This window comes from Streptomyces sp. NPDC048671, assembly GCF_055587045.1.
The window spans coordinates 19,149-45,311 of sequence record NZ_JBVJHB010000006.1; the positions used below are offsets into that span (position 1 = coordinate 19,149).

The window sequence follows — 26,163 nt, forward strand, 5'->3', positions numbered from 1 at the left end:
GACACCGCGCCTCGCCTGACAGTCCCACCCGTCTCCCGCCACCACCCCGACAACGATCAGGCCTCGCCTGACAGCCCCACCCGTCTCCCGCCACCACCCCGACAATGATCAGGCTTCGCCTGACAGACTGTTTCGCATGCGCATTGTGGTTCTGGCCGGCGGTATCGGTGGTGCTCGTTTTCTGCGTGGCCTCAAGGAGGCCGCGCCCGACGCGGACATCACGGTGATCGGCAACACCGGTGACGACATCCATCTGTTCGGACTCAAGGTCTGCCCCGACCTCGACACCGTGATGTACACCCTCGGCGGTGGCATCAACGAGGACCAGGGCTGGGGGCGGACCGACGAGAGTTTCCACGTCAAGGAGGAACTCGCGGCCTACGGCGTGGGGCCCGAGTGGTTCGGGCTCGGCGACCGTGACTTCGCGACCCATATCGTCCGTACGCAGATGCTCGGCGCGGGCTATCCCCTGAGCGCCGTCACGGAGGCGCTCTGTGCGCGCTGGAAGCCGGGGGTCCGGCTGCTGCCGATGTCCGACGACCGGATCGAGACGCATGTGGCGGTCGATGTCGACGGCGAGAGCAGAGCCATCCACTTCCAGGAGTACTGGGTGAAGCTGCGCGCCTCCGTCCCGGCTCGGGCGATCGTGCCCGTCGGTGCCGAGCAGGCCAAGCCGGCGCCGGGCGTCCTGGAGGCGATCGCCTCGGCCGACGTCATCCTCTTCCCGCCGTCGAACCCCGTCGTGTCCATCGGGACCATCCTCGCCGTGCCCGGCATCCGGGAAGCCATCGCCGAGGCCGGGGTACCGGTCGTCGGCCTCTCCCCCATCGTCGGTGACGCACCGGTGCGCGGGATGGCGGACAAGGTGCTCGCCGCGGTGGGCGTCGAGTCGACGGCCGCGGCGGTCGCCCAGCACTACGGCTCCGGGCTGCTCGACGGCTGGCTCGTCGACACCGTGGACGCGGGCACGGTGGACGAGGTGGAGTCCGCGGGCGTCCGCTGCCGTTCCGTACCGCTGATGATGACCGATGTCGCCACCACGGCCGAGATGGCGCGGCAGGCACTGGTGCTCGCCGAAGAGGTACGGGCATGAGCGCGGCCCCGGACGCCGCGCCCTCGTTCCGGGTTTGGGCGCTGCCCGGAATGCCCGAGGTGCGGGCCGGGGACGATCTCGCGAAGCTGATCGCCGCCACCGGGCCCGGTCTCGTCGACGGTGACGTGCTCCTCGTCACCTCGAAGATCGTCTCCAAGGCGGAGGGCCGGATCGTCGAGGCCACCGACCGGGAGGCGGCGATCGACGCCGAGACGGTACGGGTGGTCGCGCGGCGCGGCACGCTGCGGATCGTCGAGAACCGGCAGGGCCTGGTCATGGCCGCCGCCGGGGTCGACGCCTCCAACACCCCCGCCGGAACGGTCCTGCTGCTGCCCGAGGACGCCGACGCGTCGGCGCGGACGATCCGGGAGGGGCTGCGGGACACGCTCGGCGTCGAGGTCGGCGTCATCGTCACGGACACCTTCGGGCGCCCGTGGCGCAGCGGGCTGACCGATGTCGCGATCGGGGCGGCCGGGGTGCGGGTGCTGGACGATCTGCGGGGCGGGAGCGACGCGTACGGCAATCCGCTGAGCGCGACCGTCGTCGCCACCGCCGACGAGCTGGCCGCGGCCGGCGATCTGGTCAAGGGCAAGGCGAACGGGCTGCCGGTGGCGGTGGTGCGCGGCCTCGGCCATGTCGTGGACCCGGCCGAGGCCGGGGGCGCACGGGCGATGGTCCGGGTCGCGGCCGACGACATGTTCCGGCTGGGGACGTCCGAGGCGGTACGGGAGGCGATGACCCAGCGGCGCACGGTGCGCGAGTTCACCGACGACCCGGTGGACCCGGGTGCGGTGCGGCGGGCCGTGGCCGCGGCGGTGACGGCGCCCGCGCCGCATCACACGACGCCGTGGCGGTTCGTGCTGCTGGAGTCCGAGGACGTGCGGACCCGGCTGCTGGACGCGATGCGCGATGCGTGGATCGCGGATCTGCGGCGTGACGGGAAGAGCGAGGAGTCGGTCGCCAAGCGGGTGCGGCGGGGCGATGTGCTGCGCCGGGCGCCGTATCTGGTGGTGCCGTGTCTGGTGATGGACGGCTCCCACACGTACGGGGACGAGCGGCGGGACACGGCGGAGCGCGAGATGTTCGTGGTCGCCGCGGGCGCCGGGATCCAGAACTTCCTGGTCGCGCTGGCCGGTGAGCGGCTGGGGTCGGCGTGGGTGTCCTCGACGATGTTCTGCCGCGATGTGGTGCGGGAGGTGCTGTCGCTGCCGGCGTCGTGGGATCCGTTGGGGGCGGTGGCGGTGGGGCGGGCCGCGGTGGCACCTCCGGCGCGGGGGGTTCGTGACGCGGAGTCGTTTGTCGCGGTGCGGTGAGGGGGCCGGGGCGGGTTTCGGGGCTCTGCCCCGGACCCCGGCCCTCAATCGCCGGACAGGCTTGAATCAGCGCCGGGCCCGGTGGAAACGTGCGGGACGGTGGGCTTGAGTTCGGCCCGCCTTTACAGCTGGGCGATGTTGCGTGGCGTCATTCTCGGGGCGTGGCGGGGCGGGGTGTTGCCGGAGAGCATGATCAGGCGGGTGGCCCGGTGGCGTTGGCCCTCGTAGGGGGAGAGCAGGGTCAGCATCTCCTCGTCGTCGGCGTTCCGGTTGCCGGCCAGCGCGTGGCCGACGATGCCGGGCAGGTGGAGGTCGCCGACCGTCACCGCGTCCGGGGCGCCGTTCGCCCGTTGCAGGGTCTCGGCGGCGGTCCAGGGGCCGATGCCCGGGATCGCCTGGAGCCGGGCCATCGCCTCGGCCAGCTCCATGGCGGCGGCCTCCTCCATGCGGCGGGCCACCCGGACCGCGCGCAGGATCGTCGCCGAGCGCTTGCTGTCGACGCCCGCGCGGTGCCACTCCCAGGACGGGATCAGCGACCAGGTCCGGGCGTCCGGCATGACGTACAGGCCGTACTCCTGCGGGCCCGGCGCGGGCTCCCCGTACTTGCGGACCAGGAGGCGCCAGGCCCGGTACGCCTCGTCCGTGGTGACCTTCTGTTCCAGGACCGACGGGATCAGGGACTCCATCACCAGGCCGGTGCGCAGCAGCCGCAGTCCCGGCCGGCGGTGGTGGGTCACCGCGAGCAGCCGGTGGCGCGGGGTGAAGGCCTCCGGTTCGTCCGCCGCGCCCAGCAGCGTCGGCAGCTGGTCCAGCAGCCAGGACGCGCCGGGCCCCCAGGCGGCCGCCTCGATCCGGCCCTCGCGGGCGACGACATGGAGGGTGCCGGGACCGGCGGGGGTGCGGCTGGCCCGGCGCACTGAGCCGTCCGCGGACATCCGGAAGGTGGGGTCGGCGGGGCCCCGTCGCAGCGGGCCGAGGACGAGCCGCAGGTCGAACGGGCCCGGCGGCGTCCAGTCGCGGGTCAGCGCCGCCGGTTCGGGCGTCGTCACCTGGCGCGGGACAGCCGTGTGCGGGGCGCTGCGGGGAGCGAATCGTCCTGCCACGGGTGAGGTCCTCGGTAGTCGGGGGTGCCTGTCGAGGGTACGGCTGATTCCGGCCAGTGCGGACGTCCGGGAGGAGCGGCTCGCCCCGGTCATTCGTCCGAGGAGAAGCGCACCGACGCGGCGGGCAGGTGTGCCCCGCACCAGATCCGGATGCCGTCGCGCAGTTCGTTGTCGGCGCCGACCTTGGCCCCGTCGCCGATGACCGCGCCGGCCAGCACCGTACGGCTGCCGATCCTGGCACCCGCTCCGACCAGGGAGTCCGTGATCACCGCTCCGGGTTCGACGATCGCGCCCGCCAGCACGGTGGAACCCTCGATCCTGGCGCCCGCGCCGATGACCGCGTCGGCGCCGATGACCGTACCGCCGGTGAGTTTGGCGTCGGGGGCGACGGAGGCGGTCGGCAGCACGAGCCGGTCGCCGCACCGGCCGGGGACGGCCGGCGAGGGGGCACGGCCCAGCACCAGGTCGGCGGAGCCGCGTATGAACGCCTGCGGGGTACCGAGATCCAGCCAGTACGTGGAGTCGACCATGCCCTGGAGATGTGCGCCGGAGGCGAGCAGTCCGGGGAAGGTCTCGCGCTCCACGGAGACCGGGCGGCCGGCCGGAATGGTGTCGATGACCGACCGGCGGAAGATGTACGCCCCCGCGTTCACCTGGTCGGTGACGATCTCCTCGGGGGTCTGCGGCTTCTCCAGGAACGCGGTGACCCGGCCCGTGTCGTCCGTCGGTACGAGGCCGAAGGCGCGCGGGTCGTCGACCCGGGTGAGGTGGAGCGAGACATCGGCCCCGGAGTCCGCGTGCGAGGTGACCAGCGCCCGGATGTCGAGGCCGGTGAGGATGTCTCCGTTGAAGATGAGGACCGGTTCGTCCGGGCCGGAGTCGAGCCGTGCGGCGACGTTGCGGATGGCGCCGCCGGTGCCGAGCGGTTCGCGTTCGGTGACGTACTCGATGTGGAGGCCGAGTTCCGAACCGTCACCGAAGTGCGGCTCGAAGACCTCCGCCAGGTACGACGTCGCGAGGACGATGTGCTCGACCCCGGCGGCCCGTGCACGCGCCAACTGGTGCGTGAGGAAGGGGACGCCTGCTGCCGGAACCATGGGTTTCGGGGTGTGCACCGTGAGCGGGCGCAACCGGGTTCCCTTGCCGCCGACCAGGAGAATCGCTTCTTTTGCCTCTGTCACAGCACTGTCTCTGCTTCCTGCTGGGGCCGGGCCTGGTATCGGCTGGCCAGTGTATGCAGACCGGACGGGGTGTCCTTGGTCAGCAGCCCGCAGCAGGCGCCGGGCACCCTCGGCGCCCTTCGGTTCCTTCCGTGTCAGCGGCCCTGGAGCCGGGCCGAGCTGGTCCGGGTCGTGCCGAGCTTCTTGTAGAGACGTGCTCCGGGGCATTCGGTTGCGAAACCGTCCCGGTGGCCGGAGATGACGTTGAGTTTGACCTTCTTTCCCTTCTTGTACTTGTTGCTCCCGCCGGAGACCAGGGTCACCTTGCCCTTCGGGTTGGCCTTGAAGAGGCCGAGCTTCCAGGCGGTCAGCTTCGCGACGGCGTTGACCGCCGCGGAGGGTGGGTTGGAGCTGCTGTAGGTACCGAGCACCACGACGCCCATGGTGTTGGTGTTGAAGCCGAGGGTGTGCGCGCCCATGACGGCCTTCGTCACGCCGCCGGCCCGGCCCTCGTAGATGTTTCCGCACTTGTCGACGGCGAAGTTGTAGCCGATGTCGCGCCAGCCGTTGCTCTTGACGTGGTACCGGTAGATGCCGCGCAGCACCGAGGGCGCCTGGGAGCAGGTGTAGTTGTTGCCGGTGGCGCTGTGGTGGACGAAGGCCGCCTTGACGGTCTTGGTGTACGCGAAGGCGCTCTCGCGGATCTTCTCGTCGGCGCCCCAGCCCTTGCGGGTGATGATGCGCGGGCGGGGTCCGATGTACGGCTTGGCGGCCGGCGCGTATCCGGCGGCCGCGTCGGTCGCGGACCTGCTCAGGGCGGGGAGCGCGGTGGCGCCCTGCGGTGCGGCGCGGTCGGCGCCGGCGGCGCCGGTGGCGGGCGGCTCCTGCGGGTCCTTGCCGGGGTCGACGAGTTCGAGGTGCAGTCCGGCGGGCAGCGGTACGGGGGTGGCGGAGGCGTCCCGGGTGCCGGGGGCCTCGGGGTTCACCCGGACCTCGACCCCGTCGGACGCGCCGACCCAGAGCGGGGCGGTGGAGCCGCGGACGGCGGCCGACTCGCGCTCGGGGGTGCCGGGGTCGGCGGAGTGCTCGGCGTTGTGCGTCTCCAGGTCCTGCCAGCCGGACCAGCGGCCGGTGCCGGTGGAGCGGGTACGGACCTGGGCGGTGCCGTGGAGTTCGGTGTTCACGTCGTCCCAGACGACGCCGACCATGGAGAACGCGTGGACGTCGAGCTCGGTCAGCCCTTGTCCCGCGACTGCCGGGACGGGTTCACCGGTGGCCCGCGCGGCGGCGGACAGCGGCGACAGGGCCAGCGACCGCGTCGAACCGGGCAGCGCGGCGGGTTCGGACGCCTCGGCGGGCACGGAGCCCGTGGCAGTCGAGTGGGCGGGGGTGTCGGGGGCGGCGCCCGCGGGCGCGGCGAGCGGCAGCAGGAGAGCTGCCGCGCAGGTGACACCAATGGCGGATGCAATGAAGGCACGCATACAGATGATCCTTCGCACAATCAGACGACTCCGGCGACCGGTGATTCGTCCGGTATTTGACGGCCCGTCTGCCGAACCGGTGTACGAGGGCACCCGCGGCGCCCGGCCCGGCCCGCCACCGCCACGTACCCTTGCGCGGATGAACGCCAGCGACCGCACCCCTGCCGACCTGCTGCGTTCCGCGCTTGCCGCGGACCCGGCCCGCCCCATGGTCACTTTCTACGACGACGCCACCGGAGAACGCGTCGAACTGTCGGTGGCCACCTTCGCCAATTGGGTGGCCAAGACCGCCAACCTGCTTCAGGGCGATCTCGCCGCGGAGCCCGGCGACCGGCTCGCGCTGCTGCTCCCCGCGCACTGGCAGTCCGCGGTCTGGCTGCTCGCCTGCTCCTCGGTCGGCGTCGTCGCCGAGGTGGGGGGTGACCCGGCGGCCGCCGACCTCGTCGTCACCGGACCGGACACGCTGGAGGCCGCGCGGGCCTGCCGCGGTGAGCGGATCGCGCTGGCGCTGCGCCCGATGGGCGGCAGGTTCCCGCAGCCGCCCGAGGGTTTCGCGGACTACGCGGTGGAGGTGCCGGGCCAGGGCGACCGGTTCGCCCCGTTCGCCCCGGTGGACCCGGACGCCCCGGCGCTGACCGTGGGCGAGGTCGCCCTCAGCTCGGCGCGGCTGGTCGCGCGGGCCCGCGAGGACGGTGCCGCGCTGGGCCTGGGTGCCGGATCGCGGCTGCTCTCGGGGCGTACGTACGACACCTGGGACGGCCTCAGCGCCGGGCTCTTCGCGCCGCTGGCGACCGGGGGTTCGGTGGTCCTGTGCCGGCACCTCGGGGAGCTGGGCGAGGACGGGCTGGCGCAGCGCGTCGAGAGCGAGCGGGTCACCCTGACCGTGTGACAGCGGCCCGCGCGGCGGCGCTCCGCGCGACAGCGGGGCGCCGCGGTACGACAAGCGGTCCGTGGACCACCCGTCCGGCCCATCGTGGGCCGAGCCCTCCGGGCGATACGTCAACTCCGGTACATGATCTGCGGTACAGACCACTCAAGGCACAACCAAGCGTGAGGTTCAGCCGTCTACTTCTGCAACCGGCGGCCCATCGCGCCGCCGAACGTGAAGGATGGACGCAGACGTGACCGAAAGTGCCGGCACTCCGGCCGACCCCGACGACTCGGCCGCGGGCGAGGACCAGACGCCGGACGGGTCGCCCGGTGCGGAGCGCGGCGAGAAGCCCGCGCCGGAAAGCACCTCGAAGGACGCCTCGGAGGACGCCCCGAACGACACCTCGAAGGACGCCTCGGAGAAGATCCCGGAGGACACCCCTGCGAGTGCTCCCGGGAACACCCCGGGCGGCGAGACGCGCAGCGGATCGGGCAACGGATCCGGCAACGGATCGGACAGCGGATCTTCGGGCGGGGCGCCGCCCCCGGACCCGGGGCCGGGTCCGACCCTCGACATCACCGTCAAGCGCAAGCGGCACTGGCTGCGTTGGACCGCGCTCGGGGCCTCGTTCGTCGTCCTCGTCGCCGCGGGCGCCGGCTGGTGGCTGTACAAGAGGCTCGACGGCAACATCAAGACGGACACCTCGGCGGCCGCCGAGCTCAAGACGTACGAGAAGGAGCGCCCCGCGTCCGTCGTCCATGACGCGGAGAACATCCTCCTCATCGGCTCCGACAGCCGGGCCGGGGACAACGGCAAGTACGGCCGCGACGACGGCGGCAGCCAGCGCTCGGACACCACGATCCTGCTGCACCTGGCCGCGAACCGGAAAAGCGCCACCGCGATGTCCATCCCGCGCGACCTGATGGCGAACATCCCGACCTGCCACAAGCCGGACAAAACTGTCAGCAAGCCGCAATTCTCCCAGTTCAACTGGGCTTTCGAGTTTGGTGGAACCGCCTGCACCATCCGTACCGTCGAGAAGATGACCGGAGTCCGCATCGACCACTACATGGTCGTCGACTTCAACGGTTTCAAGGACATGGTCGACGCCGTGAACGGCGTCGAGATCTGCCTCAAGGAACCGATCAACGACACCGCGGCCCACCTCAAGCTCCCGGCGGGCCGCCAGAAGCTCGACGGCGAGCAGGCGCTGGGGTATGTACGGGTCCGCAAGTCGATCGGCAACGGCAGCGACACCGAACGGATGGACCGCCAGCAGCAGTTCCTGGGCGCACTCGTCAACAAGGTGCAGAGCAACGGCGTCCTGCTCAATCCGACCCGGCTCTACCCGGTGCTGGACGCGGCGACGAAGGCGCTCACCACGGACCCGGGGCTGGACACCCTGAAGGACCTCTACGAACTCGTACGCGGCATGCGCAACGTACCGACCGACAAGGTTCAGTTCCTGACCGTCCCCCGGCAGCCTTACGCCGCGAACCGGAACCGGGACGAACTCGTACAACCTGATGCGGACAAGCTCTTCAAGCAACTGCGCGACGACAAGCCGCTCACGGTGGTTCCGGCGGATCAGCTCAACGGTGACGACGGCAAGAACACCGGACACGGGGAGGGTTCGGAACATTCACAGGATGAAGACAGCGACAGCCGGTCCGGCGAGGGGTCCCCGGACGGGGAATCGGGTGCCACGGGCGCTCCGGGCCCCAGCCCCACACCCACCTATTCGGGTAACAACGCGGCGACCGACCTGTGCAAGCAGTAAAGCAATTGCCAAGCGGACATCAACGTTCGGCGTGCAATGGGAAGAATGCCCGGTTGTAAGGGCCGTGGAATGTGTCACGCTCATCGCTCGGCGCCGAACCGGACGGATAGTGTGACGCGATCCGGTTACCTTCGGCCCTCGGGCCGAGCACTTCCGGAGTGAAAAATTGAGCGCCTTATCGGGGGAGGCGCCTCGCGTGGCACCGACGGAGGACTCAAGCAACCGTGGATGCACAAGGCCGTGGGCGGGCGGAAGATATCGATCCCGCAGACCAATGGGTCCTCAACCCGGACACCGGCGACTACGAACTGCGACTGAACCAATCCGGAGGGGATTCGGGCGGCGGCCCGAGCACTTCGGCCCCGCGCGGCTCCCGGCGCAGAGACGCCGGCCATGAGGACGGGGGGCGGCGACAGGGCTCCCCGCGCGACGGCGCCGGACGTGGTGCCGGACCCGGCCGTGAGGTGCCCAGACAGGGCGGTCGCCGTTCGGCCCGCGGCCAGGAGGGTCCGGGTCCGTCCACGCGCTCGGGCTCGTCCACGCGCTCGTCCTCCGGTTCGTCCGCGAACGAGAGCGGCACCGGCCGTCGCAAGCGCAAGGCCCCGAAGGCCCGCCGCAAGAAGGCGCTGATCTGGACGGGCGGTGTGATGGCGTTCCTGCTCGTCGGTGTCTCGGTCGGCGGTTACCTGCTGTACCAGCACTTCAACGGCAACCTGAGCTCCGTGGACATCGGCGACGCCGGCAACAAGGACGTCGTCACCGCCAACGCGCCCCTCAACATATTGGTCATCGGTACGGACAAGCGGACCGGCAAGGGCAACGAGGGCTACGGCGACAAGGGCAGTACCGGCCACGCCGACACCAACATCCTGTTCCACGTCTCCAAGGACCGCACCAACGCCACCGCGCTGAGCATCCCCCGCGACCTCATCACCGACATCCCGGACTGCAAGACCAAGCAGCCGGACGGCACGGACAAGGTCATCCCGGGCACGGAGAACATCCGGTTCAACGTCAGCCTCGGCCAGGAGGGCCGCGACCCGGGCTGCACGATGAACACCGTCAAGGAGATCACCGGTCTGAAGGTCGACCACTTCATGATGGTCGACTTCAACGCGGTCAAGGAGCTGTCCACGGCGGTCGGTGGCGTGGAGGTCTGCCTCGCGAAGCCCGTCAAGGACGCGGACTCCCATCTGGACCTGTCGGCGGGCAAGCACAAGATCCAGGGCGAGGACGCGCTGGCGTTCGTCCGGACCCGGCACAGCTTCGCCAACGGGAGCGACCTGGACCGGATCAAGGTCCAGCAGCAGTTCATCGGCTCGATGATCCGGCAGATGAAGTCGGACGACACGCTGACCAGCCCCACGAAGCTCTTCAAGCTGGCGGACTCGGCGACGAAGGCCCTGACGGTCGACAAGGCCATCAGCTCGGTACCGAAGCTGACCACGCTCGCCAAGGAACTCACCAAGATCGACACGAAGAACATCACCTTCGTCACGGTGCCGGTGATCGACAACCCGGCCGAGCCCAAGCCGATCACGGTGGTCGTGGATCCGGTGAAGGCGCCCCAGCTGTTCTCGATGATGCGCAAGGACACCTCACTGACCGAGGTGGCCGCGCAGAAGAAGGCGGCGAAGAGCAAGCAGAACGCTCTCCTCAAGGGCACCAAGGCCGCCGCCGCCGACGTACGCGTCGATGTCTACAACGGTGGCAAGATCGCCGGCGGGGCTCAGCAGACCGTCACCTGGCTGCAGAACACCAAGGGCGTCCTCAAGTCCACGAACAAGGCCAACGCCCCGGCGAAGGCCGCCAGGACGACGCTGGAGTACGCGCCGAACCAGGCCGACCAGGCCCGTGCCCTCGCCGAGATGATGGGGCTCCCCGGATCGGCGCTCAAGAAGGGCACCACCGACGCCGAGGGGCTGCAGGCGATGGTGCTGACGCTCGGGGCGGACTTCGAGGGGGCGGGCACCCCGATCACGGGGCCGGCCGAGATCGACATTCCGAAGGCCAGTGCCGACAAGGCAGAGTGCGCCAAGTGACACCGGGTCACTGCGCCGTACCGCGAGTCTGAGCAGCAGGGGGGTCCGGTGGGACGGAGCAGTACGCCAGGGGAGGGGACGCGACCACGGGTCCGGCATGCCGGTCAACTCGGCTGGGACGACGGCCTCTACGAGGACGCCAAGGCCGGCGCCCCCAGGCCGGACGGGAGCGGGGACGGGGACGCCGCCCGCCGCGGCGCGGGCCACGGCGGCGGGCGCCGGGGCCGTCCGCACCGGGCCGGGAAGCGGAAGAAGCACCGAATACTGCGCTGGGCAGCCCTCTCGCTCGCGGTGCTGATACTCGGAACCGGCGCGGCCGGTTATCTCTGGTACGAGCACCTCAACGGCAACCTCCGCAAGGGCCACCGCAGTGCGGGCAACAGCGCGGCGAAGAAGACCGCGCCGAACTCGGCGGGCCAGACCCCGCTGAACATCCTGCTGATCGGGTCCGACAGCCGGAACACCGCGGAGAACCTCAAGCTCGGCGGCTCGAAGTCGAGCGTCGGCGGGATCCCGCTCGCCGACGTGCAGATGCTGCTCCATGTGTCGGCCGACCGGAAGAACGCCTCGGTCATCAGCATCCCTCGCGACACCCGGGTGGACATCCCGGCCTGCGAGGACCCCGACAACGGCAAGAAGTACCCCGCCACCAACACCCTCATCAACGAGACGCTCGGCCGCGGCGGCCCCGGCTGCACGCTGGACACCTGGGAGAAGCTCACCGGGGTCTACATCGACCACTGGATGATGGTCGACTTCGCGGGCGTGGTGGACATGGCGGACGCGGTGGGCGGTGCGGACGTGTGTGTGAAGCAGAACGTCAACGACGTGCCCAAGCCCAACGTGCCCGGTGGCTCCGGCCTGAGGCTGACGGCCGGCACGCACAAGGTCAAGGGCAAGCAGGCCCTCCAGTGGCTGCGCACCCGGCACGCCTTCGAGAGCGACTTCGGCCGCTCCAAGGCCCAGCACATGTACATGAACTCCGTCATCCGTGAGCTGAAGGACCAGGACGCGTTCTCGGACACGGGACGGTTGATGGGTCTCGCCGAGACCGCGACCAAGTCGCTCCAGGTCTCCGAGGAGATCGGTACGGTGAAGAAGCTGTTCGACCTCGGCATGCAGCTCAAGGGCGTGCCGATGGACAAGATGAACATGCTGACGATGCCGAGGATTCCCGACCCCCAGGACGACAACCACGTGCTGGCGAAGCCGGGCGCCGCCGACAAGCTCTGGGCGCTGCTCCGCGACGACCAGTCGCTCGACCCGAAGGACCGGGCCAAGAACAAGAAGAAGAAGGAGACCGGTCCGGCCGCCGGCGCTCCCGCGTCGATCGGCGTGAGCGTCGTCAACGGGACGGCGGCCGACGGCCAGGCGCCCACCAGCAACCGTGCCGGTGGCGTCCGGGACCTGCTGCGGGCCAAGGGCTTCACCGAGGCGGCCACCTCGACCGATCCCGGATCGGCGCTGACGACCGAGCTGACCTATCCGAAGAGCTCCGGCGCCCAGGGCAGGTCGGACGCGCTCTCCATCGCCAAGGCGATGTCGATGCCGACCAGCGTCGTCAAGGAGGTGCCGGACGGGGACAGGCTGACGCTCACGGTCGGCTCGGACTGGCGGACGGGGTCCACGTTCCCGAAGGCCGCGAAGGACGACAGCGACCCGCTGGAGGGCACCGAGGCGGTCAACGGCGCCAAGGCGGGCTGCATGGACGTGTACTGGCCGTACCGGCAGATGTAGCGGCGCCTCGGAGACACGACGGAGGGGGATGCCCGGTGCGAACCGGGCATCCCCCTCTGCGTCGTACGAGCTCCTGGTCAGGCCACCGGAGCGCCCGGCTCCTCGCTGACCGCCGGGCGGCGGCTGGCGATGACCTTCCTCGCCAGCGAGCGCGGGCTGGTCAGGAAGCCGTACCCCCACGACATGTGCATGGTGGCCAGCGCCACCGGGATCAGCGCCCGCGCCTTCAGCGGCAGTCCCTTGCCGGCCGGGAGCGATCCGGCGACGATGGCCGCGATGTACCCGGCCGGGACGAGCAGGGCCCACGGGGTGACGGCGGCGCCGACGACGATGCCCGCCGCGATCGCGACGACGGCGGTCGGCGGGGCCAGGTAGCGCAGGTTGATCGAGCCGGAGTGGTAGCGGGCGACGACGTGGCGCCAGCGGCCGTAGTCCTTGTACTGCTTGGCGAGCGCCCGGACGGAGGGGCGGGGGCGGTACTGCACCCGCAGCTCGGGCGAGAACCAGATCAGGCCGCCGGCCTCGCGGATGCGGAAGTTCAGCTCCCAGTCCTGGGCGCGGATGAACTCGATGTTGTACCCGTCGGCCTTCTCCAGGGCCTCCCGGCGGAAGACGCCAAGGAACACGGTCTCGGCCGGTCCCGCCTCGCCGCCGGTGTGGAAGGCCGCGTTGCCGACACCGATCTTCGACGTCATGGCCGCGGCGACGGCGTCCTCCCAGGCGTTCTCGCCCTCGGCCTGCATGATGCCGCCGACGTTCTGCGCGCCCGTCTCCTCCAGGAGCCGGACGGCGGTCGCGATGTAGTTCGGCGAGAGCATGCCGTGGCCGTCCACGCGCACCACGACCGGGTGGCTGGACGCCTTGATCGCGGCGTTGAGCGCGGCGGGGGTGCGGCCGGTCGGATTCGGCACGGTGTGGACCCGGGGGTCCTCCGCGACCAGTTCGGCGGCGATCTCGTCGGTACGGTCCGTGGACGGGCCGAGCGCGATCACCACCTCCATCTCACCGGAGTACTCCTGCTCCAGGATGTGCCGGACGGAGTTCCTGAGATGGCGCTCCTCATTGAGCACCGGCATGATCACGGAGACGGCGGGGTGCTGCGCGGCAGACATGTGGTCCTCGGGGGGTCCTCGGGGGCGCCGGGGGTCCGAACCCCACCAGGCGGCGTCATTCGGCCGCCACGTTACCGCGAATGGGGGAACCGGGTGCGCGCCGCCGGGTCGCGGACCGGGATGCAGATCGTATGGGCCTACCGTGCGACAGGTCCCCCTTGCACCGCGGAGGTCCCCCCGTGCCCACGCCGCCACGCTCCCCCCGTCCACCGCGGCCCCGCGCCGCTCCCCCGCAGCGCAGGCGGCCCAGAAAGCAGGACGAGAGACCGCGCTGGGGGATGCGGATGGCGACCGGGCTGTCCGTACTGGTCCTCGGCGCCGGCGGCATCGGTCATGCCGTCGTGACCAACCTGGAGGCCGGGATCGACCGGATCGACCCGTTCAAGGACATGAAGAACCGGCCCGCGGGCGGTCACGGCATGAACCTGCTGCTGGTCGGCACCGACGGCCGCGACAAGATCACCAAGGAGGAGAAGGAGAAGTACCGGCTGGGCGGTGAGCCCTGCCACTGCACCGACACGATCATGCTGGTGCACCTGTCTGCGGACAAGCAGCGCGCCAGCATCGTCAGCCTGCCGCGCGACAGCTACGCCGAGATCCCCGAGCACCGGGACCAGACCACCGGCGAGAAGCACGCGGCCCACCCGGTGAAGCTGAACGCCGCCTATGCCGAGGGCGGGCCCGGTCTGACCGTGCGGACCGTCGAGCACATGACGGGCGTCAAGGTCGACCACTATCTGGAGGTCGACTTCACCAGCTTCATGACGACGGTGGACACCCTGGGCGGGGTGCGGATCTGCACCACCCGGCCGATGAAGGACTCGTACACCGGTCTCGACCTCGCGGCGGGCACCCACGAGCTGGACGGTGGCCAGGCGCTCCAGTACGTACGCTCCCGGCACATCGACGGCGCCGCCGACCTGGGACGGATGCAGCGCCAGCAGAAGTTCCTCGCCTCGCTGATCAAGCAGACGACCAGCAGCGGGGTGCTGCTGAACCCGGTGAAGTTCCGCGAGGTCGCCTCGACGATGCTGAAGTCGGTACGGGCGGACAAGGGCTTCGGTACCCAGCTGATGCTGGACCTCGGCCAGGCGATGCGGGGCTTCTCCGCCGCCTCGTCCGAATTCGCCTCGGTGCCGATGGGCGATGTCGCCTACCAGGTCAAGGGCATCGGCTCGACGGTGAAGTGGGACCCGAAGAAGTCGAAGCAGCTGTTCCAGGCGCTGCGCGAGGACAAGCCGCTCACGGTGAAGAGGGCCGACCAGCCGCCCGCGAAGAAGGTGGACGTGCCGCCCCAGCAGATCCGGGTCCAGGTCTACAACGGGACCCCGAAGGACGGCCTCGGCGGCACGGTCGACACCGCGCTGCACGGCACCGGCTTCGACACCACCAGGGCCCCGCTCAACGGGGAGCAGCGCGATCTCAAGCACACCCTGGTCACGTACGACCCGCGCTGGGACCGGTCCGCCAAGTCACTGGCGGCGGCGCTGCCGGGGGCGGAGCTGAAGGCGGTGAACGGCCAGGGCGCCACGATGAAGGTGATCGCGGGCGCGGACTACGCGAAGGTGGAGCGGGTGCGGGCGGAGGAGCCCGAGCAGGGGAGGTTCGGCGCGGTCACGGGCGACGAGGTGGTGTGCCCGTAGGCGACAGGGCCGGGAGCGCCGCGCACCGGCCCTCGGCTCTCAGCTCTCGGGTGTCAGCCCTCGGGTATCAGCCCCCAGCCCTCGGGTCTCAGTCCTCGATGCCGTCGGCGACGCGCTTCTCGCGCAGTTCCCTGATCGCGCGGCGCCGGGCCAGCCGGTGCGTACGGCGGATCTGCGCCTCCTGGTAGCGCCGGTTGTCGCGTTCGGTCTCCGGGATCACCGGGGGTACGGCGCGCGGGCGGCCGTCCGCGTCGACCGCGGCGAACACCAGGTACGCGCTGCCCACCTGCTGGGCCGGGGTCGACTCGTTCCACCGCTCGGCCATGACCCGGACGCCGACCTCCATCGAGGAGCGGCCGGTCCAGTTCACCTGGGCGCGGACGTGAACGAGGTCACCCACGCGGACCGGCTCCAGGAAGACCATCTCGTCCATCGAGGCCGTCACCGCGGGACCGCCGGAGTGCCGGCCGGCCACCGCGCCCGCCGCGTCGTCGACCAGCTTCATGATCACGCCGCCGTGCACCGTGCCCAGCAGATTGGTGTCGCTGCCGGTCATGATGTGGCTGAGGGTGGTCCGGGAGGCCGCGGTCGGCTTGCCCGGAATGTCGCCCTCCGGGCGCGGGGCCTGATCTGTCATGCCCTCCACCTTATGCGGGGGCTTCGGGCCCGTCGCAATGCATCAGCTTCGCAACAGCCCAGGTCCGATTTCACTTACACCCTGTAATAGCAGTGGTCCGGGCCTGCACACTGGATCGCATGAACGATTGGCCCGAGGGCCGGAACGACGACAACCGCCGCGGCAACCGCTACGGGCAGGGAAGCGCGAGCGACCGGCCCGAGAGCGCCCGCGCGATGCCGCACGTCCAGCGCCCCGTCCCGTCCCAGCAGCCCGCCCCGTCGCAGCGGCGCCCCGCACCGCCGCGGCAGCCGCAGGTGCCGCAGCAGTCCGGCGGCTACGACGACGGCTCGCAGTACGACAGCGGCTACAACACGGGCCAGGTCTACGGCGGTGGCAACGGCGGCGGCCGCGGTGGAGGCCAGGGCGGCGGACCGGGTGACGACGGATACGTCCAGGGCCATCCGCCGGCCGCACCGGACTGGCGCCGCCGGATCAAGATCGGCGCACTGGTCCTGGTGGTCGTGGTGCTCGCCGTCTCCATCGGCACGTACTTCTGGGCCGACTCCAAGCTGAAGCGCGAAGTCGACCTCTCCAAGGTCATCGAGCGGCCGAAGGGCGGCGACGGCACGAACTACCTGATCGTCGGGTCGGACAGCCGCGAGGGCATGACCGCCGAGGACAAGAAGAAGCTTCACACCGGTTCCGCCGAGGGCAAGCGGACCGACTCGATGATGATCCTGCACGACGGCGGCAACGGCCCGACGCTGGTCTCGCTGCCGCGTGACTCGAACGTCGAGATCCCGTCGTTCGTCGGCTCCGATTCCGGCAAGAGGTACGAGGGCAAGGGCCGCACGACCAAGCTGAACGCCGCGTACGCCGAGGACGGCCCCGAACTCCTCGTCCGTACCGTCGAGTTCAACACCGGCCTGCGGATCGACCACTACGTGGAGATCGGCTTCGGCGGCTTCGCCAAGATCGTGGACGCGATCGGCGGGGTGGAGCTCGACATCCCCAAGGCGTTCAAGGACAAGAACTCCGGCGCGGACTTCAAGGCGGGCAAGCAGACGCTGAACGGCGAGGAGTCCCTCGCCTTCGTCCGGACCCGGTACGCCTTCGCGGGCAGCGACCTGGACCGTACGAAGAACCAGCAGAAGTTCCTCGCGGCGCTGGCGAGCCAGACGGCGACGCCGTCGACGATCCTCAACCCGTTCAAGCTGTACCCGACGATGGGCGCCGGCCTGGACACCCTCGTCGTCGACAAGGACATGTCGCTCTGGTCCCTGGGCAAGATGTTCTTCGCCATGAAGGGCGTCACGGGCGGCGACGGCAAGTCGATGAACATGCCGATCTCCGGCTCCACCGGCGGCAACCTGGTCTGGGACAAGGCCAAGGTCAAGCAGCTGGTCGAGCAGCTCAACAACGACGAGAAGGTCACCGTCTCCGACAACTGACGGCGATCATGTGACAGGGCCCGGACGGTTCGCCGTCCGGGCCCTGTCGCATGTGCGGCCGCTACACCCGGCCCTGCGCCAGCAGGGCGCGGTGCGGCAGCACCAGCTCCCCGTCCTCCGAGGCGAATTCCTCGCACAGCACGTCGTACTCCCGCTTCGCCGCCGCCACCCCCTCCGGTCCCCGGCTGTTGACCAGCTGCCCGATCGCGGCGACCCCGGCCGCAGGCCCTGCCCACCAGTCCTCCGGGTCCGCGTGGTGGTCCCAGGACAGCGGCTCGCTCCGTACGTCCCCGAGCCCGGCCCCGGTCAGCAGGGCGCTCAACCCCTCCTGGGTGCGCGGGAAGTTGTGCTCCTCGTCGACCGTGGCCAGCCATCCGGGACGGGTCAGTCCGGCAGCCTCCGCCGCCCGTCCGACCAGGGCCTGTCCGGCGCCGCCGGGTACCTGCCAGATGGTGACGGCGACCCGGCCCCCGGGGCGGGTGATCCGGCGCAGCTCGACGAGCGCGTCCAGCGGACGGCCCACGTGGTTGAGCACGAAGTTCGCCGCGACCGCGTCGAACTCCCCGTCGGGGTAGGGCAGCTGGGGCAGCGATCCGGTACGGACCTCGACGCCGGGCGCCGCCCGCCGGGTGGCCGCGGCCATGCCGGGTTCGGCGTCCACGGCCCGTACGACAGCGCCCCGGCCGGCGGCGGCGACCGTCACACTGCCGCTGCCGCACCCCACGTCGAGCAGCCGGGTCCCGCGGTCCACGGCGGCTGCGTCCAGCAGGGCGGGCACCGTACGGGCGCAGAGGCGGGCGAAGGTCCGGGCGTAGCTCTCGGCCCGCCCGTCCCAGATCCGCCGCTCGCTCACGTCGAACGCTGTCATGTGGCACCTCCGGTCGGGCCTTGCGGCTCCGCTTCGTCCAAGTCCTCGTAGAGCGCGTCCAGGATCCGCCCGGTGGGTCTGCCCTCCGGCGACAGTTCGGCCAGACACCAGCCGGGCAGCCTCGCCTCGGTCTCGGGCGGGAGGCTGCCGTCCGCCGGGTCGGCCAGCCCGTAGAGCAGGCCGAACGCGGTCTCCTTCGCGATCTCGCGGGCTATCTCGCCCAGTTCACCCGGGGTCAGCCCGAGCCGCAGCGCCCGCTCGACGGCCCCGCCCGCCAGTGCGCCCTTGCGGTAGGCCTCGACCCAGTCGGGCGCCGCCGTGCTCCAGGCGTCGATGTCCTGCCAGACCATGCGCAGGAACCGGTACCTGGCCAGCTGAGGAATGTTCTCCTCGGCCTCCGACTCGGCCCAGCCCGCCGCGTCGTCGGCACCCAGCGCTTCGAACAGGCCGGTCAGCTCGGGCAGCTCGTCGATGTCCGTCATGGAAAGGGAAGGTACGCCACCGGCCCCGGCACGGCGGAACCACTACCGCCCGGGGGTCTTACGTTCGGACCGGACGGCGTTCGCCCTGTCTGCCATACTGTTCGAGTGATCGTCGAGCTCGCCGCAAGGCAACGGGGGCCGGCGGTACTCGGCGCACTGATGCTGGCCGCCTTCACGTTCAACACCGCGGAGAACCTGCCGATCGGTCTCCTGGAGCTCATCGCCGACGGCCTGCACGTGTCCCTGCCGTCGGTCGGCTACCTGGTCACCGGTTACGGCGTGACGGTCGCCGTCGCGTCCTTGCCGCTGGCCCACTTCACGCGGACGATGCCCCGACGCCACGTGCTCACAGCCCTGTTGACCGCACTCGTCGTGTCCAGTCTGGTCGCGGCGCTGGCCGGCTCCTACTGGCTGCTGCTCGGGGCCCGGCTGCTGACTGCGCTCGCCCAGGCGCTGTTCTGGGCGGTGATGGGGCCGGTCGCGGTGGGGCTGTTCCGGCCCGAGATCCGTGGGCGGGTGATCGGGGCGCTGTCCGTCGCCGGTTCGCTCGCCCTCGTGCTCGGGGTGCCCGTCGGGACCTGGCTGGGCCGGCAGAGCGGCTGGCCGGTGCCGGTCGCGGGGGTGGCGGCGCTGGGGTTCGTCTCCCTGGTGACGATCGCCGTCCTGCTGCCGACCTCCCGCCCGGAGGAGGGACACGCGGCGTACGGCACCCGCCCCGACGCCCGCCGCTTCGGCACCGTACTGGCGGCCGGGGTCCTCTCCGCCACCGGCGCGTTCGCGGGATACACGTACGTCGTGAAGTTCCTGGGCGACGTGAGCGGGTTCTCCGGGGGCGCGGTCAACGCCCTGCTGGTGGCTTTCGGCGTCGCGTGCCTGGCCGGGGTGACCCTCACCGGGGTGCTGCTTGACCGCTTCCCGAACTCCGTACTGGCCACCGCCATCGCGACTCAGGCGGTCGGCATGCTCGGCCTGTACACGGCCGGCGGCGATCCGGTCGCGGCGGTGGTGTTCCTGGCCCTGACCGGCGCCGCGCTCGGCCCGGTGTTCATGGCCACCCAGAACGAAATGCTGCACTGCGCCCCCGGCCGCACGGACATGGCTCTCGCGGCCAACTCCGGCGCCTACAACGCCGGTATCGCGGCGGGCGCCGCGCTCGGCGGACTGGTCCTGTCGCTGTCCGACGTACGGGGCACGTTCCTGATGGGCGGCCTGCTGACCGTCGCGGGCTGCGCGGTCCTGCTGGGCGAGCGGCTGGTGCCGGGTGGCGGTGCCGAGAGGTCAGGCCGGCGGGCGGGACACTCGGGCCTGTCCGGCGCGCGTGACGGCCGGGCATCCCGCACCGGTGCCTGAACGGGGGTCCTGCCCCCTGTCAGCTGTCGCCACCCCCGTCACCGCCCTCTCCGACGCCGCTTCCCGCCTCCCCGTCGACACGTACCCCCGCCTGCTCCGGGACGGCCCTTCGTCCCGGGTCGGCGGCTCGGGGACCGCCGGGGTGGTGTGCCGGTGAACTCTGGGCCCGTAGGGCCGCGACTTCGCCGCGCAGCTCGGTCAGTTCCCGGTGCAGTGCCTGGATGGCGACGACGGCCACTCCGTTGGCATCGGTGCAGCAGATCGTCCGGTCGTTCTCACCGACCCCGAACGCTTTCCACCAGTCCTGCGCCATGGGCCCCAGGTGGCGTACGTGTGGCGGGTCCCAGTGGTACCGCCACGTGCTGACCGGCAGCCGCACCACCTGCTCCAGCACCTGGTACCCGTTGACCGGACCGCTGCCGCACACCGCACCCGACACGGCATCGGACGCCCGGCCGGCCGCGGAAGCACCCCGCCGCAGGCGCCTCCTGGCCAGGACCGACGTCCTCACCCCGGCCAAGGCCCCTCTCAACCGCCGGTAGTTCATCGCTCCCAGACCACCGCGGTCACCTCGGTCTTCAGCCCACGATCCGAGAAGAGCAGGCTGCCGCCACCACCGCGGTTCTCCGGGCTGCTCACCGGCAGTTGGAACAGACCGCTGCCCACTCCACTGCCGTACGCCGTCACGCCGGCCGCCCCGATCTCACGCTCCTTGTTGATCATCGTGGTGTCGTAAGCGGCATTGCCGGCCGACAGAATGTTCGTGTTCGCGACGGCCGGAACGCTCAACGCACCGGTACCGGTGGCCACCGTGGCTGTCAGCACCAGCAGACGGCGGGCAACGCGCTTCGTGTACATCAAGCATCCTTCCGGACGGGACGCCGAGCGCGTCCGCGACACCCCTAACGGCCTACTGCCTCAAAGGGCACGTCGGAGCAGCGCCGGCTTCGCGGACACTTCCTGGCCACGGATGTTCCGGGCGAGCCACGGGCTGAGGGTGCCGCGCGGGACGAGTTCCCTGTACGTCTCGTCCCCGGGCAGCGGTACGACGAGCCACCGGCCGGGCGGGAAGAGCTTCCCAAAACAGACCCGGCCCATTCCCGCCTCGCCCCGGCCCTCATCACTCACACGGGTGATAAATGACAACTGGGCTGGTTTTACGATGGGTTGGCTGGCATATGCTCGTGGCGAAGTCCAGAGGCGTCGGCAACCACTTCGCCCGGCGCACAGCCGCGTACGGCTCCTGGATTGCCGGGCCATCACCCGCACGGTCTCGTAAGACCGGCCAGGCACGGCCGCACCACCACTCGCCGCGCCACCACCACGGCCGCAGCCGCACCCACCCTCAACCCCGAACGGACCTGCATGGTCAGCTCACCGCACGAGGCAATGCACCGCATCTTCCAGGAGTACCCCGGCCTCTTCTCCCGCGTCTCCGAAGTCCTCGGCATCGACATCCCACAACCCACCTCAGCCACCGTCCTGCCCACCGACCTCACCGAAGCCAAACCCGTCGAACGCCGCGTCGACACCCTCCTCCGCATCGAAACAGAGACCAACGAACCCTTCCTCCTCGCCATCGAAGCCCAAGGCAAAAAAGACCCACGCAAAACAACCAGCTGGCCCTACTACGTCAGCTACCTCCACAACCGATACAACGGCCTCCCCGTCCTCCTCCTCGTCGTCTGCCAAGACCACACCACCGCCCAATGGGCCTCCCGCCCCCTCACCATCGGCCTCCCCCAATGGCCCACCCTCACCCTCAACCCCCTCGTCGCAGGCCCCCACAACATGCCCGTCATCACCGACATCGCCGAAGCCCGCAAAGACCTCGCACTCGCCACCCTCGCCGCCATCACACACGCCGACAATCCGGACGTCGGTGCCATACTGAAAACACTCTCCGCCGCACTACGCGAAGCACCCGACAACATCACAGACCCCATCGTCGAACTCACCGCACAAGGCCTGGGCAACCGCCCAGCCGCACAACAATGGAGGAACCTGGTGGCCGTGGATACCTCTTTCTACAAATCCTTCATGTCAGAAGAAATCCGCGACGAAGGACGCGCAGAAGGCCAGGCCGAAGGCCTCCGGCTCGTCCTCGAAGCACGCGGTATCGCCCTCACCGACGAGACCCGCGAGAAGATCACCACCTGCACCGACCCCCGGCTCCTGCAGCAGTGGCTCCAGCGCGCCGCCACCGCGACCTCGGCCGAGGAAGTCTTCGCCGAGGAGTAGTCCTCCCGCCCCAGGAGCCGGTGTCACGCGACAGCGCCTCAGGGGCAGGAGCCGTCGAAGTTGTCCTCGTAGGTGCGGTAGACCCGGTCGGCCTTCTTGTCCTTGCCGGCCGGGGGCGCGGCTGGGTACTCGATGACGGGCACGGGCTTGCAGACGGCCCACTTGCGGGTGTCCGGGGAGTCGTCGAAACCGAAGGTGCCGCTGGCTCCGCGCATGCAGTTGACGCAGCTCGCACCAGTGTCGGTGCCCAGGATGTTCATGTTGACGACGGTGTTGTACACGTCGTCGTGGTTCGGCAGGTCGATGGCCCCGGGCTTCACCTGCCGGTCCTCTCCCGCCTCCTCTCCCCCTTCGCCGTTGATGTCGTCGTACGCCCGGTCGGTGGCCTGGGCGAGCACGGTGAAGGCGTCGTGGTACATGACCGCGTAGCCGTCGTCCAGGGGCTTCGCGCCCCATACCGGCTTGTCCGGCATGGTCTTCTGAAGCTTCTCGAAGTACTCCAGGAAGTCCCGGGGCCCGGCCGGGAGCTGCGCGGCGTTCTTCTTCCAGGACAGGGTGTCGACCGAGGCCGCGCCGACGAGGGTGATCCGGGATTCACGCAGGTGTGCGGTGATCGTCGACCCAGTGGACTCCGGATCCATGCCGATCCCCACCTTGAGGATGCGTGTCGGCTTGGCGTGAGTGCAGAGGGGCTCGCTCGCCAGCCGGTTCACCAGATGGGGCAGGTCGTGATCGCGGCCCGCGAAGAAGACCGTGTCCGCCTTGGTCTGGCAGATGCTCCTGGCCACGTCGGCGAAGCGCTGGGGGACGCCCTTGTCGTCACCGATGAGTCCCAGGTAGGACGCCTGGCGCTGCTTCAGTCCGTACTTCTTGCCGAAGTGCTTGAGGAAGACGTCCCTCAGGTCGGTGGAGTAGCTGTCCTGCTCTCGCCGGTCGGACACCAGGAAGCCGTTCACGTCTCCCGGATGCTTCTCCAGATACGCACCCAGCGCCTGCACCAGGAGGTCGTTGGACGGTGAGGTCTTGAAGAAGTAGCCGGCCTGCATCGTGGTCGACGTGAGAATGGGGCCCACCGTCGGAATCCGGTGCTCGGAAAGGGCCTTGGCCGCTGCGAGTGTGTCCGGAATGCTGTTGGGCATGCCGAATACGCCGACCAGCGGTGACTCCTCGTCGGCGGCCATCGGCACAAGCCGGTCGACGACGGGCCGCCAGTGGTCGAGGTCCTTCCCGTCGTTGGCCAGAAGCAGCTCGTACCGGGGTCCGGCCTGCGCGTTCGCCCGGAGCTGCGCCACATGGGCGCCCGCCAGGGCGCGGGCGATCTGCGCCTTGCTCATGGCGCTGGTGGCGTCCGTGGTGAACGGCATCATCAGGGCGATGCGCACGTAGGGGATGCGCGCCCGGCCGTTCTCCGGGTCCTTCCAGCCCTTCTCGACGCGGGCGTTCTCGTCCGCCACCGCGCGTATCAGGCCATCCAGTTCCGGGTCACCGTCCAGGACGCCCGCGGTGACGCCGACACATTGCTTCGCCGCCTCCTCGAAACCGTCACCGCATTTCTCCGGCAGCATCCGTACGACCGCGAAGGCGGCTGCCGCGAGCAGGAGGACGCCCACGGTCAGGGCGATGGCCTTGTCTGCCGGGCCCATGGCCCGGTTTCTGAAACGGTCCAGCACAGTTCTCACTCCTCGCCGCGGAGAGGGCCGCGTCCGTAGTCCGGTCCGTACGTCGGGCAGGGCCTCCGCTCGCGTACGGCGGCCGGCCAGGAGCGTGCCGCCTCGTTGAGCACCACGCGGCCCGACGGATGACGCATCGACAGAAAAGCCAGCTCGGAGCCGATGTCCTCGCACAGGTCGTCCATCGGTTCCGCGTACGTCTCGGACAGGTACCAGAGAGCGTGCAGCAGCCGGTTGACGGACCGGTGTATGTCGTCGGCCTCCTCGTGCAGGTGGTCATGGGCGCCCCGGGCGATCTCGGCACGGTGATCGGTCCACTCCGCCCGAGGTGGGTGCGGGGCCGAGGCGACATGGGGCAGGGCCGTGAGCCAGCGGTCGGCCGGCCAGCTCCCGAAGTACTCCGTCAGCGTGCTCACCACCGGTTCCGCGTCCCCGACGGCGAGCAAGTGCCGCAGGACGTCCGGCTCGTGACCGGCTCCGCGCTCCTCGTGATGCTGTCGCAGGAGGCCGTGCAGGTCCGCCCAGCGCCGTCCCAGCCCGGCCGCGGCGCAGGTCCTGCGCGCCTCGTGGACCAGCAGGGCCCGCAGGAAGGGGTCGGCCACGAATCCGGCTTCCGCACCGGGCCCGTCCCCGCTCGCCTCGGCCGGCGCACCGTCGGTCCAGTGCTCCTCCACCAGATACCGGGCCGCCGTGGGAAGCCCGGCGCCGGGGAGTCCGCCGTCGGCGAGCACGGCCGCCGTGGTCAGGACCTGTGCGGCGGCCCGGTCACGTGCCAGGGCGAGCGGTGCCAGATGGGCGCGCAGCTGGGGCTGGGGCACGAGCCGCTCCAGCAGCACCTCGCCGGCCGGCCGGCCCTCCCCCACGGGCAGGTCGAGCAGAGCCTCGGGGGCGACGACGTGCTGGGCGCGGACGACCGCCTCGCACAGCACCCGGCTGCCCTCCGGATGCCCGCGGGTGAGGGAGTACAGGGCGGACGGAAGATGGCGGGGCAACGGCCCCTGAGCCGCGTCGAGCATCAGCAGCAGGTCTCCGCGGCCCAGCGGGGGCAGCGCGACCGTGAGCATTCCGGCCGACGGCGACGAGGCGACGGTGCGTTCCCAGCCGGACTCGTGGGTGAGCTCGGGCAGCTCCCGGGCCGTCGCGTCCGGGTAGAGGGCCGCGCCGCCGCCCAGTCGGGTCGCCACGACGACCAGGGGGTCCTGGACGCCGGATCCGGGCGCGGCCCGGTGGTCGAGCAGCAGGCCGAGGAAACGCCGCCCGGCCGCGGTGTGCGCGTTGTCCAGCATGACCAGCGGCCGGGGTGCCCGGTTGACGCGCTGCCAGCGTCCGTAGGCGTCGGCGAGGTCTTCGAGGAAGGCCGCGGTCAGGGTGCGCTCGACGGCGTCCTGGAAGTCACCGCCCTGGTGGAAGCGCAGGCTCAGCCGGATCAGGGCGGCCTCCGCGTCGTCGGAGCCGCTGGAACGGCTCTGGTACCACTGCTGCACCGACCTCTCGGCGCGGGTCCGTGTGTGCCGCCCGAAGTACTGCTGGACGACCGCCTCGGTGACAGGGGCCAGATCGTGCTGCCGCCGGTCCGGGTCCGCGAGGCGCTCGCTGACGTCGTACGTCCAGTCGGTCCCGTCCCCCTCGGTTCCCCCCGTGCCCTTCGTCAGGCCGCAGGCGACGAGCAGGCGCGCGATCCGGTCTCGGGCCAGTGCCTGCTGCTCCTCGTCACCGCGGTGCCAGCTGGACACGGCGAACAGCCCCGGCAGCAGGCGGGAGAAGCGGAGCCGCACCGCTCCCGGTACGGCCGGCGCGAGTCCACAGGCCAGGTGCTCCAGGATCTCGACCACCGCCGACGTGTTGGCCGCCGCGGGTCCTGACCGGTGTGCCTGTTCGACCTGTGCGGCATCGACCCTGCCGAGCGGGATCCGCCCGCGGTAGGACTCCTCCAGGGCGTCGAGGACCGCGGTCCTGCCCATTCCGTGCCTGCCGGAGAGCAGCGTCACGGGAAGGTCGTCCCGGTGTTCCTGAGGCACCAGTTCCCGCCGGTCGGGCGCCATGCCCACCAGCCGGGGAACCAGTCCTCGCAAGATCGGATCCCGTGCGTACAAAGGCGTCCGCATCGCCCATCCCCCCGTTCAGCCGTTCCGCCGTCCTTCTGCGTC

The 26,163-nt window shown here is 70.7% G+C and carries 22 protein-coding genes; 10 read left to right on the forward strand and 12 right to left on the reverse strand.

The window, feature by feature from the left end:
* Window positions 1-136: 136 nt before the first annotated feature.
* Both cofD and ACZ6S6_RS13325 read left to right on the forward strand, forming a co-directional pair.
* Entirely contained in the window at window positions 137-1,093 is a 957-nt protein-coding gene (cofD, locus tag ACZ6S6_RS13320) for a 2-phospho-L-lactate transferase (RefSeq protein WP_469705656.1), read from the forward strand.
* On the forward strand, window positions 1,090-2,406 hold the full coding sequence (locus tag ACZ6S6_RS13325) for a coenzyme F420-0:L-glutamate ligase (protein WP_469705658.1): 1,317 nt from the start codon (window positions 1,090-1,092) through the stop codon (window positions 2,404-2,406). Before cofD ends, ACZ6S6_RS13325 begins: the two co-directional genes overlap by 4 nt.
* Window positions 2,407-2,528: 122 nt before the next feature.
* Here the strand turns inward: ACZ6S6_RS13325 and ACZ6S6_RS13330 are convergent, their stop codons facing one another.
* The 3 genes from ACZ6S6_RS13330 to ACZ6S6_RS13340 form a co-directional block, all read right to left on the reverse strand.
* Entirely contained in the window at window positions 2,529-3,509 is a 981-nt protein-coding gene (locus tag ACZ6S6_RS13330) for a DNA-3-methyladenine glycosylase family protein (protein WP_362965497.1), read from the reverse strand.
* An 89-nt stretch (window positions 3,510-3,598) separates the two neighbouring features.
* Entirely contained in the window at window positions 3,599-4,690 is a 1,092-nt protein-coding gene (manB, locus tag ACZ6S6_RS13335; protein WP_362965495.1) for a mannose-1-phosphate guanylyltransferase, read from the reverse strand.
* A 134-nt stretch (window positions 4,691-4,824) separates the two neighbouring features.
* Entirely contained in the window at window positions 4,825-6,150 is a 1,326-nt protein-coding gene (locus ACZ6S6_RS13340) for a peptidoglycan recognition protein family protein (protein WP_469705662.1), read from the reverse strand.
* Between the two features lie 139 nt (window positions 6,151-6,289).
* On the opposite strand from ACZ6S6_RS13340, the gene ACZ6S6_RS13345 reads away from it, so the two are divergent.
* From ACZ6S6_RS13345 to ACZ6S6_RS13360, 4 genes are all read left to right on the forward strand, one after another.
* Window positions 6,290-7,039 carry a TIGR03089 family protein gene (locus ACZ6S6_RS13345; protein WP_362965492.1) on the forward strand — a complete coding sequence of 250 codons (750 nt, stop codon included), beginning with the start codon at window positions 6,290-6,292 and terminating at the stop codon, window positions 7,037-7,039.
* 220 nt (window positions 7,040-7,259) lie between these two features.
* Window positions 7,260-8,801, forward strand: coding sequence for an LCP family glycopolymer transferase (locus tag ACZ6S6_RS13350; protein WP_362965490.1), 1,542 nt, complete (start codon window positions 7,260-7,262; stop codon window positions 8,799-8,801).
* Window positions 8,802-9,025: 224 nt separating this feature from the next.
* Entirely contained in the window at window positions 9,026-10,843 is a 1,818-nt protein-coding gene (locus ACZ6S6_RS13355) for an LCP family protein (RefSeq protein ID WP_469705665.1), read from the forward strand.
* Window positions 10,844-10,891: 48 nt separating this feature from the next.
* The gene (locus ACZ6S6_RS13360; RefSeq protein ID WP_469705667.1) at window positions 10,892-12,580 is read left to right on the forward strand and encodes an LCP family protein; all 1,689 of its coding nucleotides are present in this window, start codon (window positions 10,892-10,894) and stop codon (window positions 12,578-12,580) included.
* A gap of 77 nt (window positions 12,581-12,657) precedes the next feature.
* Here ACZ6S6_RS13360 and ACZ6S6_RS13365 read toward each other — a convergent pair whose 3' ends face one another.
* Complete coding sequence (locus ACZ6S6_RS13365; protein WP_469705669.1) at window positions 12,658-13,692, reverse strand: glycosyltransferase family 2 protein; 1,035 nt, start codon at window positions 13,690-13,692, stop codon at window positions 12,658-12,660.
* 131 nt (window positions 13,693-13,823) lie between these two features.
* Between ACZ6S6_RS13365 and ACZ6S6_RS13370 the strand changes: the two genes are divergently transcribed.
* Window positions 13,824-15,335, forward strand: a complete 1,512-nt coding sequence (locus ACZ6S6_RS13370) for an LCP family protein (RefSeq protein ID WP_469705671.1) — start codon at window positions 13,824-13,826, stop codon at window positions 15,333-15,335.
* 88 nt (window positions 15,336-15,423) lie between these two features.
* Here the strand turns inward: ACZ6S6_RS13370 and ACZ6S6_RS13375 are convergent, their stop codons facing one another.
* A complete protein-coding gene (locus ACZ6S6_RS13375; protein WP_362965480.1) occupies window positions 15,424-15,972 on the reverse strand; it encodes an acyl-CoA thioesterase in 549 nt (182 codons plus the stop codon).
* 119 nt (window positions 15,973-16,091) lie between these two features.
* Here ACZ6S6_RS13375 and ACZ6S6_RS13380 point away from each other — a divergent pair, with 119 nt between their 5' ends.
* On the forward strand, window positions 16,092-17,405 hold the full coding sequence (locus ACZ6S6_RS13380) for an LCP family protein (RefSeq protein ID WP_362965478.1): 1,314 nt from the start codon (window positions 16,092-16,094) through the stop codon (window positions 17,403-17,405).
* Between the two features lie 61 nt (window positions 17,406-17,466).
* On the opposite strand, the gene ACZ6S6_RS13385 is transcribed toward ACZ6S6_RS13380, so the two are convergent.
* A complete protein-coding gene (locus ACZ6S6_RS13385) occupies window positions 17,467-18,273 on the reverse strand; it encodes a class I SAM-dependent methyltransferase (protein ID WP_469705674.1) in 807 nt (268 codons plus the stop codon).
* Window positions 18,270-18,755, reverse strand: coding sequence for a hypothetical protein (locus tag ACZ6S6_RS13390; protein ID WP_362965475.1), 486 nt, complete (start codon window positions 18,753-18,755; stop codon window positions 18,270-18,272). Before ACZ6S6_RS13390 ends, ACZ6S6_RS13385 begins: the two co-directional genes overlap by 4 nt.
* A gap of 159 nt (window positions 18,756-18,914) precedes the next feature.
* On the opposite strand from ACZ6S6_RS13390, the gene ACZ6S6_RS13395 reads away from it, so the two are divergent.
* The gene (locus tag ACZ6S6_RS13395) at window positions 18,915-20,105 is read left to right on the forward strand and encodes an MFS transporter (RefSeq protein ID WP_469705930.1); all 1,191 of its coding nucleotides are present in this window, start codon (window positions 18,915-18,917) and stop codon (window positions 20,103-20,105) included.
* A gap of 19 nt (window positions 20,106-20,124) precedes the next feature.
* Here ACZ6S6_RS13395 and ACZ6S6_RS13400 read toward each other — a convergent pair whose 3' ends face one another.
* From ACZ6S6_RS13400 to ACZ6S6_RS13410, 3 genes are read right to left on the reverse strand one after another with little or no spacing between them, the layout of a single operon-like run.
* Window positions 20,125-20,616 (reverse strand): tail fiber domain-containing protein, encoded by a 492-nt coding sequence (locus ACZ6S6_RS13400; protein WP_469705677.1) that lies wholly within the window; start codon window positions 20,614-20,616, stop codon window positions 20,125-20,127.
* Between the two features lie 32 nt (window positions 20,617-20,648).
* Window positions 20,649-20,963, reverse strand: a complete 315-nt coding sequence (locus ACZ6S6_RS13405) for a hypothetical protein (protein ID WP_362965471.1) — start codon at window positions 20,961-20,963, stop codon at window positions 20,649-20,651.
* A gap of 60 nt (window positions 20,964-21,023) precedes the next feature.
* On the reverse strand, window positions 21,024-21,233 hold the full coding sequence (locus ACZ6S6_RS13410; RefSeq protein WP_362965527.1) for a hypothetical protein: 210 nt from the start codon (window positions 21,231-21,233) through the stop codon (window positions 21,024-21,026).
* 237 nt (window positions 21,234-21,470) lie between these two features.
* Between ACZ6S6_RS13410 and ACZ6S6_RS13415 the strand changes: the two genes are divergently transcribed.
* Window positions 21,471-22,346, forward strand: coding sequence for an RpnC/YadD family protein (locus tag ACZ6S6_RS13415; RefSeq protein WP_469705679.1), 876 nt, complete (start codon window positions 21,471-21,473; stop codon window positions 22,344-22,346).
* A 38-nt stretch (window positions 22,347-22,384) separates the two neighbouring features.
* On the opposite strand, the gene ACZ6S6_RS13420 is transcribed toward ACZ6S6_RS13415, so the two are convergent.
* Together ACZ6S6_RS13420 and ACZ6S6_RS13425 are read right to left on the reverse strand one after the other, a co-directional pair.
* The gene (locus ACZ6S6_RS13420; RefSeq protein WP_362967459.1) at window positions 22,385-23,989 is read right to left on the reverse strand and encodes an ABC transporter substrate-binding protein; all 1,605 of its coding nucleotides are present in this window, start codon (window positions 23,987-23,989) and stop codon (window positions 22,385-22,387) included.
* Window positions 23,990-24,021: 32 nt separating this feature from the next.
* A complete protein-coding gene (locus ACZ6S6_RS13425; RefSeq protein ID WP_469705682.1) occupies window positions 24,022-26,088 on the reverse strand; it encodes an ATP-binding protein in 2,067 nt (688 codons plus the stop codon).
* Window positions 26,089-26,163 lie beyond the last annotated feature (75 nt).

Excerpts from the sequence above, each read along its gene's own strand:
- ACZ6S6_RS13370 (WP_469705671.1), top strand. The coding sequence starts at position 13,824 with ATGGGCCTACCGTGCGACAGGTCCCCCTTGCACCGCGGAGGTCCCCCC.
- ACZ6S6_RS13340 (WP_469705662.1), bottom strand. The coding sequence starts at position 6,150 with ATGCGTGCCTTCATTGCATCCGCCATTGGTGTCACCTGCGCGGCAGCT.
- ACZ6S6_RS13350 (WP_362965490.1), top strand. The coding sequence starts at position 7,260 with ATGGACGCAGACGTGACCGAAAGTGCCGGCACTCCGGCCGACCCCGAC.
- ACZ6S6_RS13325 (WP_469705658.1), top strand. The coding sequence starts at position 1,090 with ATGAGCGCGGCCCCGGACGCCGCGCCCTCGTTCCGGGTTTGGGCGCTG.
- ACZ6S6_RS13345 (WP_362965492.1), top strand. The coding sequence starts at position 6,290 with ATGAACGCCAGCGACCGCACCCCTGCCGACCTGCTGCGTTCCGCGCTT.
- ACZ6S6_RS13390 (WP_362965475.1), bottom strand. The coding sequence starts at position 18,755 with ATGACGGACATCGACGAGCTGCCCGAGCTGACCGGCCTGTTCGAAGCG.
- ACZ6S6_RS13405 (WP_362965471.1), bottom strand. The coding sequence starts at position 20,963 with ATGTACACGAAGCGCGTTGCCCGCCGTCTGCTGGTGCTGACAGCCACG.
- ACZ6S6_RS13395 (WP_469705930.1), top strand. The coding sequence starts at position 18,915 with ATGCTGGCCGCCTTCACGTTCAACACCGCGGAGAACCTGCCGATCGGT.
- ACZ6S6_RS13385 (WP_469705674.1), bottom strand. The coding sequence starts at position 18,273 with ATGACAGCGTTCGACGTGAGCGAGCGGCGGATCTGGGACGGGCGGGCC.
- cofD (WP_469705656.1), top strand. The coding sequence starts at position 137 with ATGCGCATTGTGGTTCTGGCCGGCGGTATCGGTGGTGCTCGTTTTCTG.
- ACZ6S6_RS13380 (WP_362965478.1), top strand. The coding sequence starts at position 16,092 with ATGAACGATTGGCCCGAGGGCCGGAACGACGACAACCGCCGCGGCAAC.
- ACZ6S6_RS13375 (WP_362965480.1), bottom strand. The coding sequence starts at position 15,972 with ATGACAGATCAGGCCCCGCGCCCGGAGGGCGACATTCCGGGCAAGCCG.
- ACZ6S6_RS13420 (WP_362967459.1), bottom strand. The coding sequence starts at position 23,989 with ATGGGCCCGGCAGACAAGGCCATCGCCCTGACCGTGGGCGTCCTCCTG.
- ACZ6S6_RS13415 (WP_469705679.1), top strand. The coding sequence starts at position 21,471 with ATGGTCAGCTCACCGCACGAGGCAATGCACCGCATCTTCCAGGAGTAC.
- ACZ6S6_RS13365 (WP_469705669.1), bottom strand. The coding sequence starts at position 13,692 with ATGTCTGCCGCGCAGCACCCCGCCGTCTCCGTGATCATGCCGGTGCTC.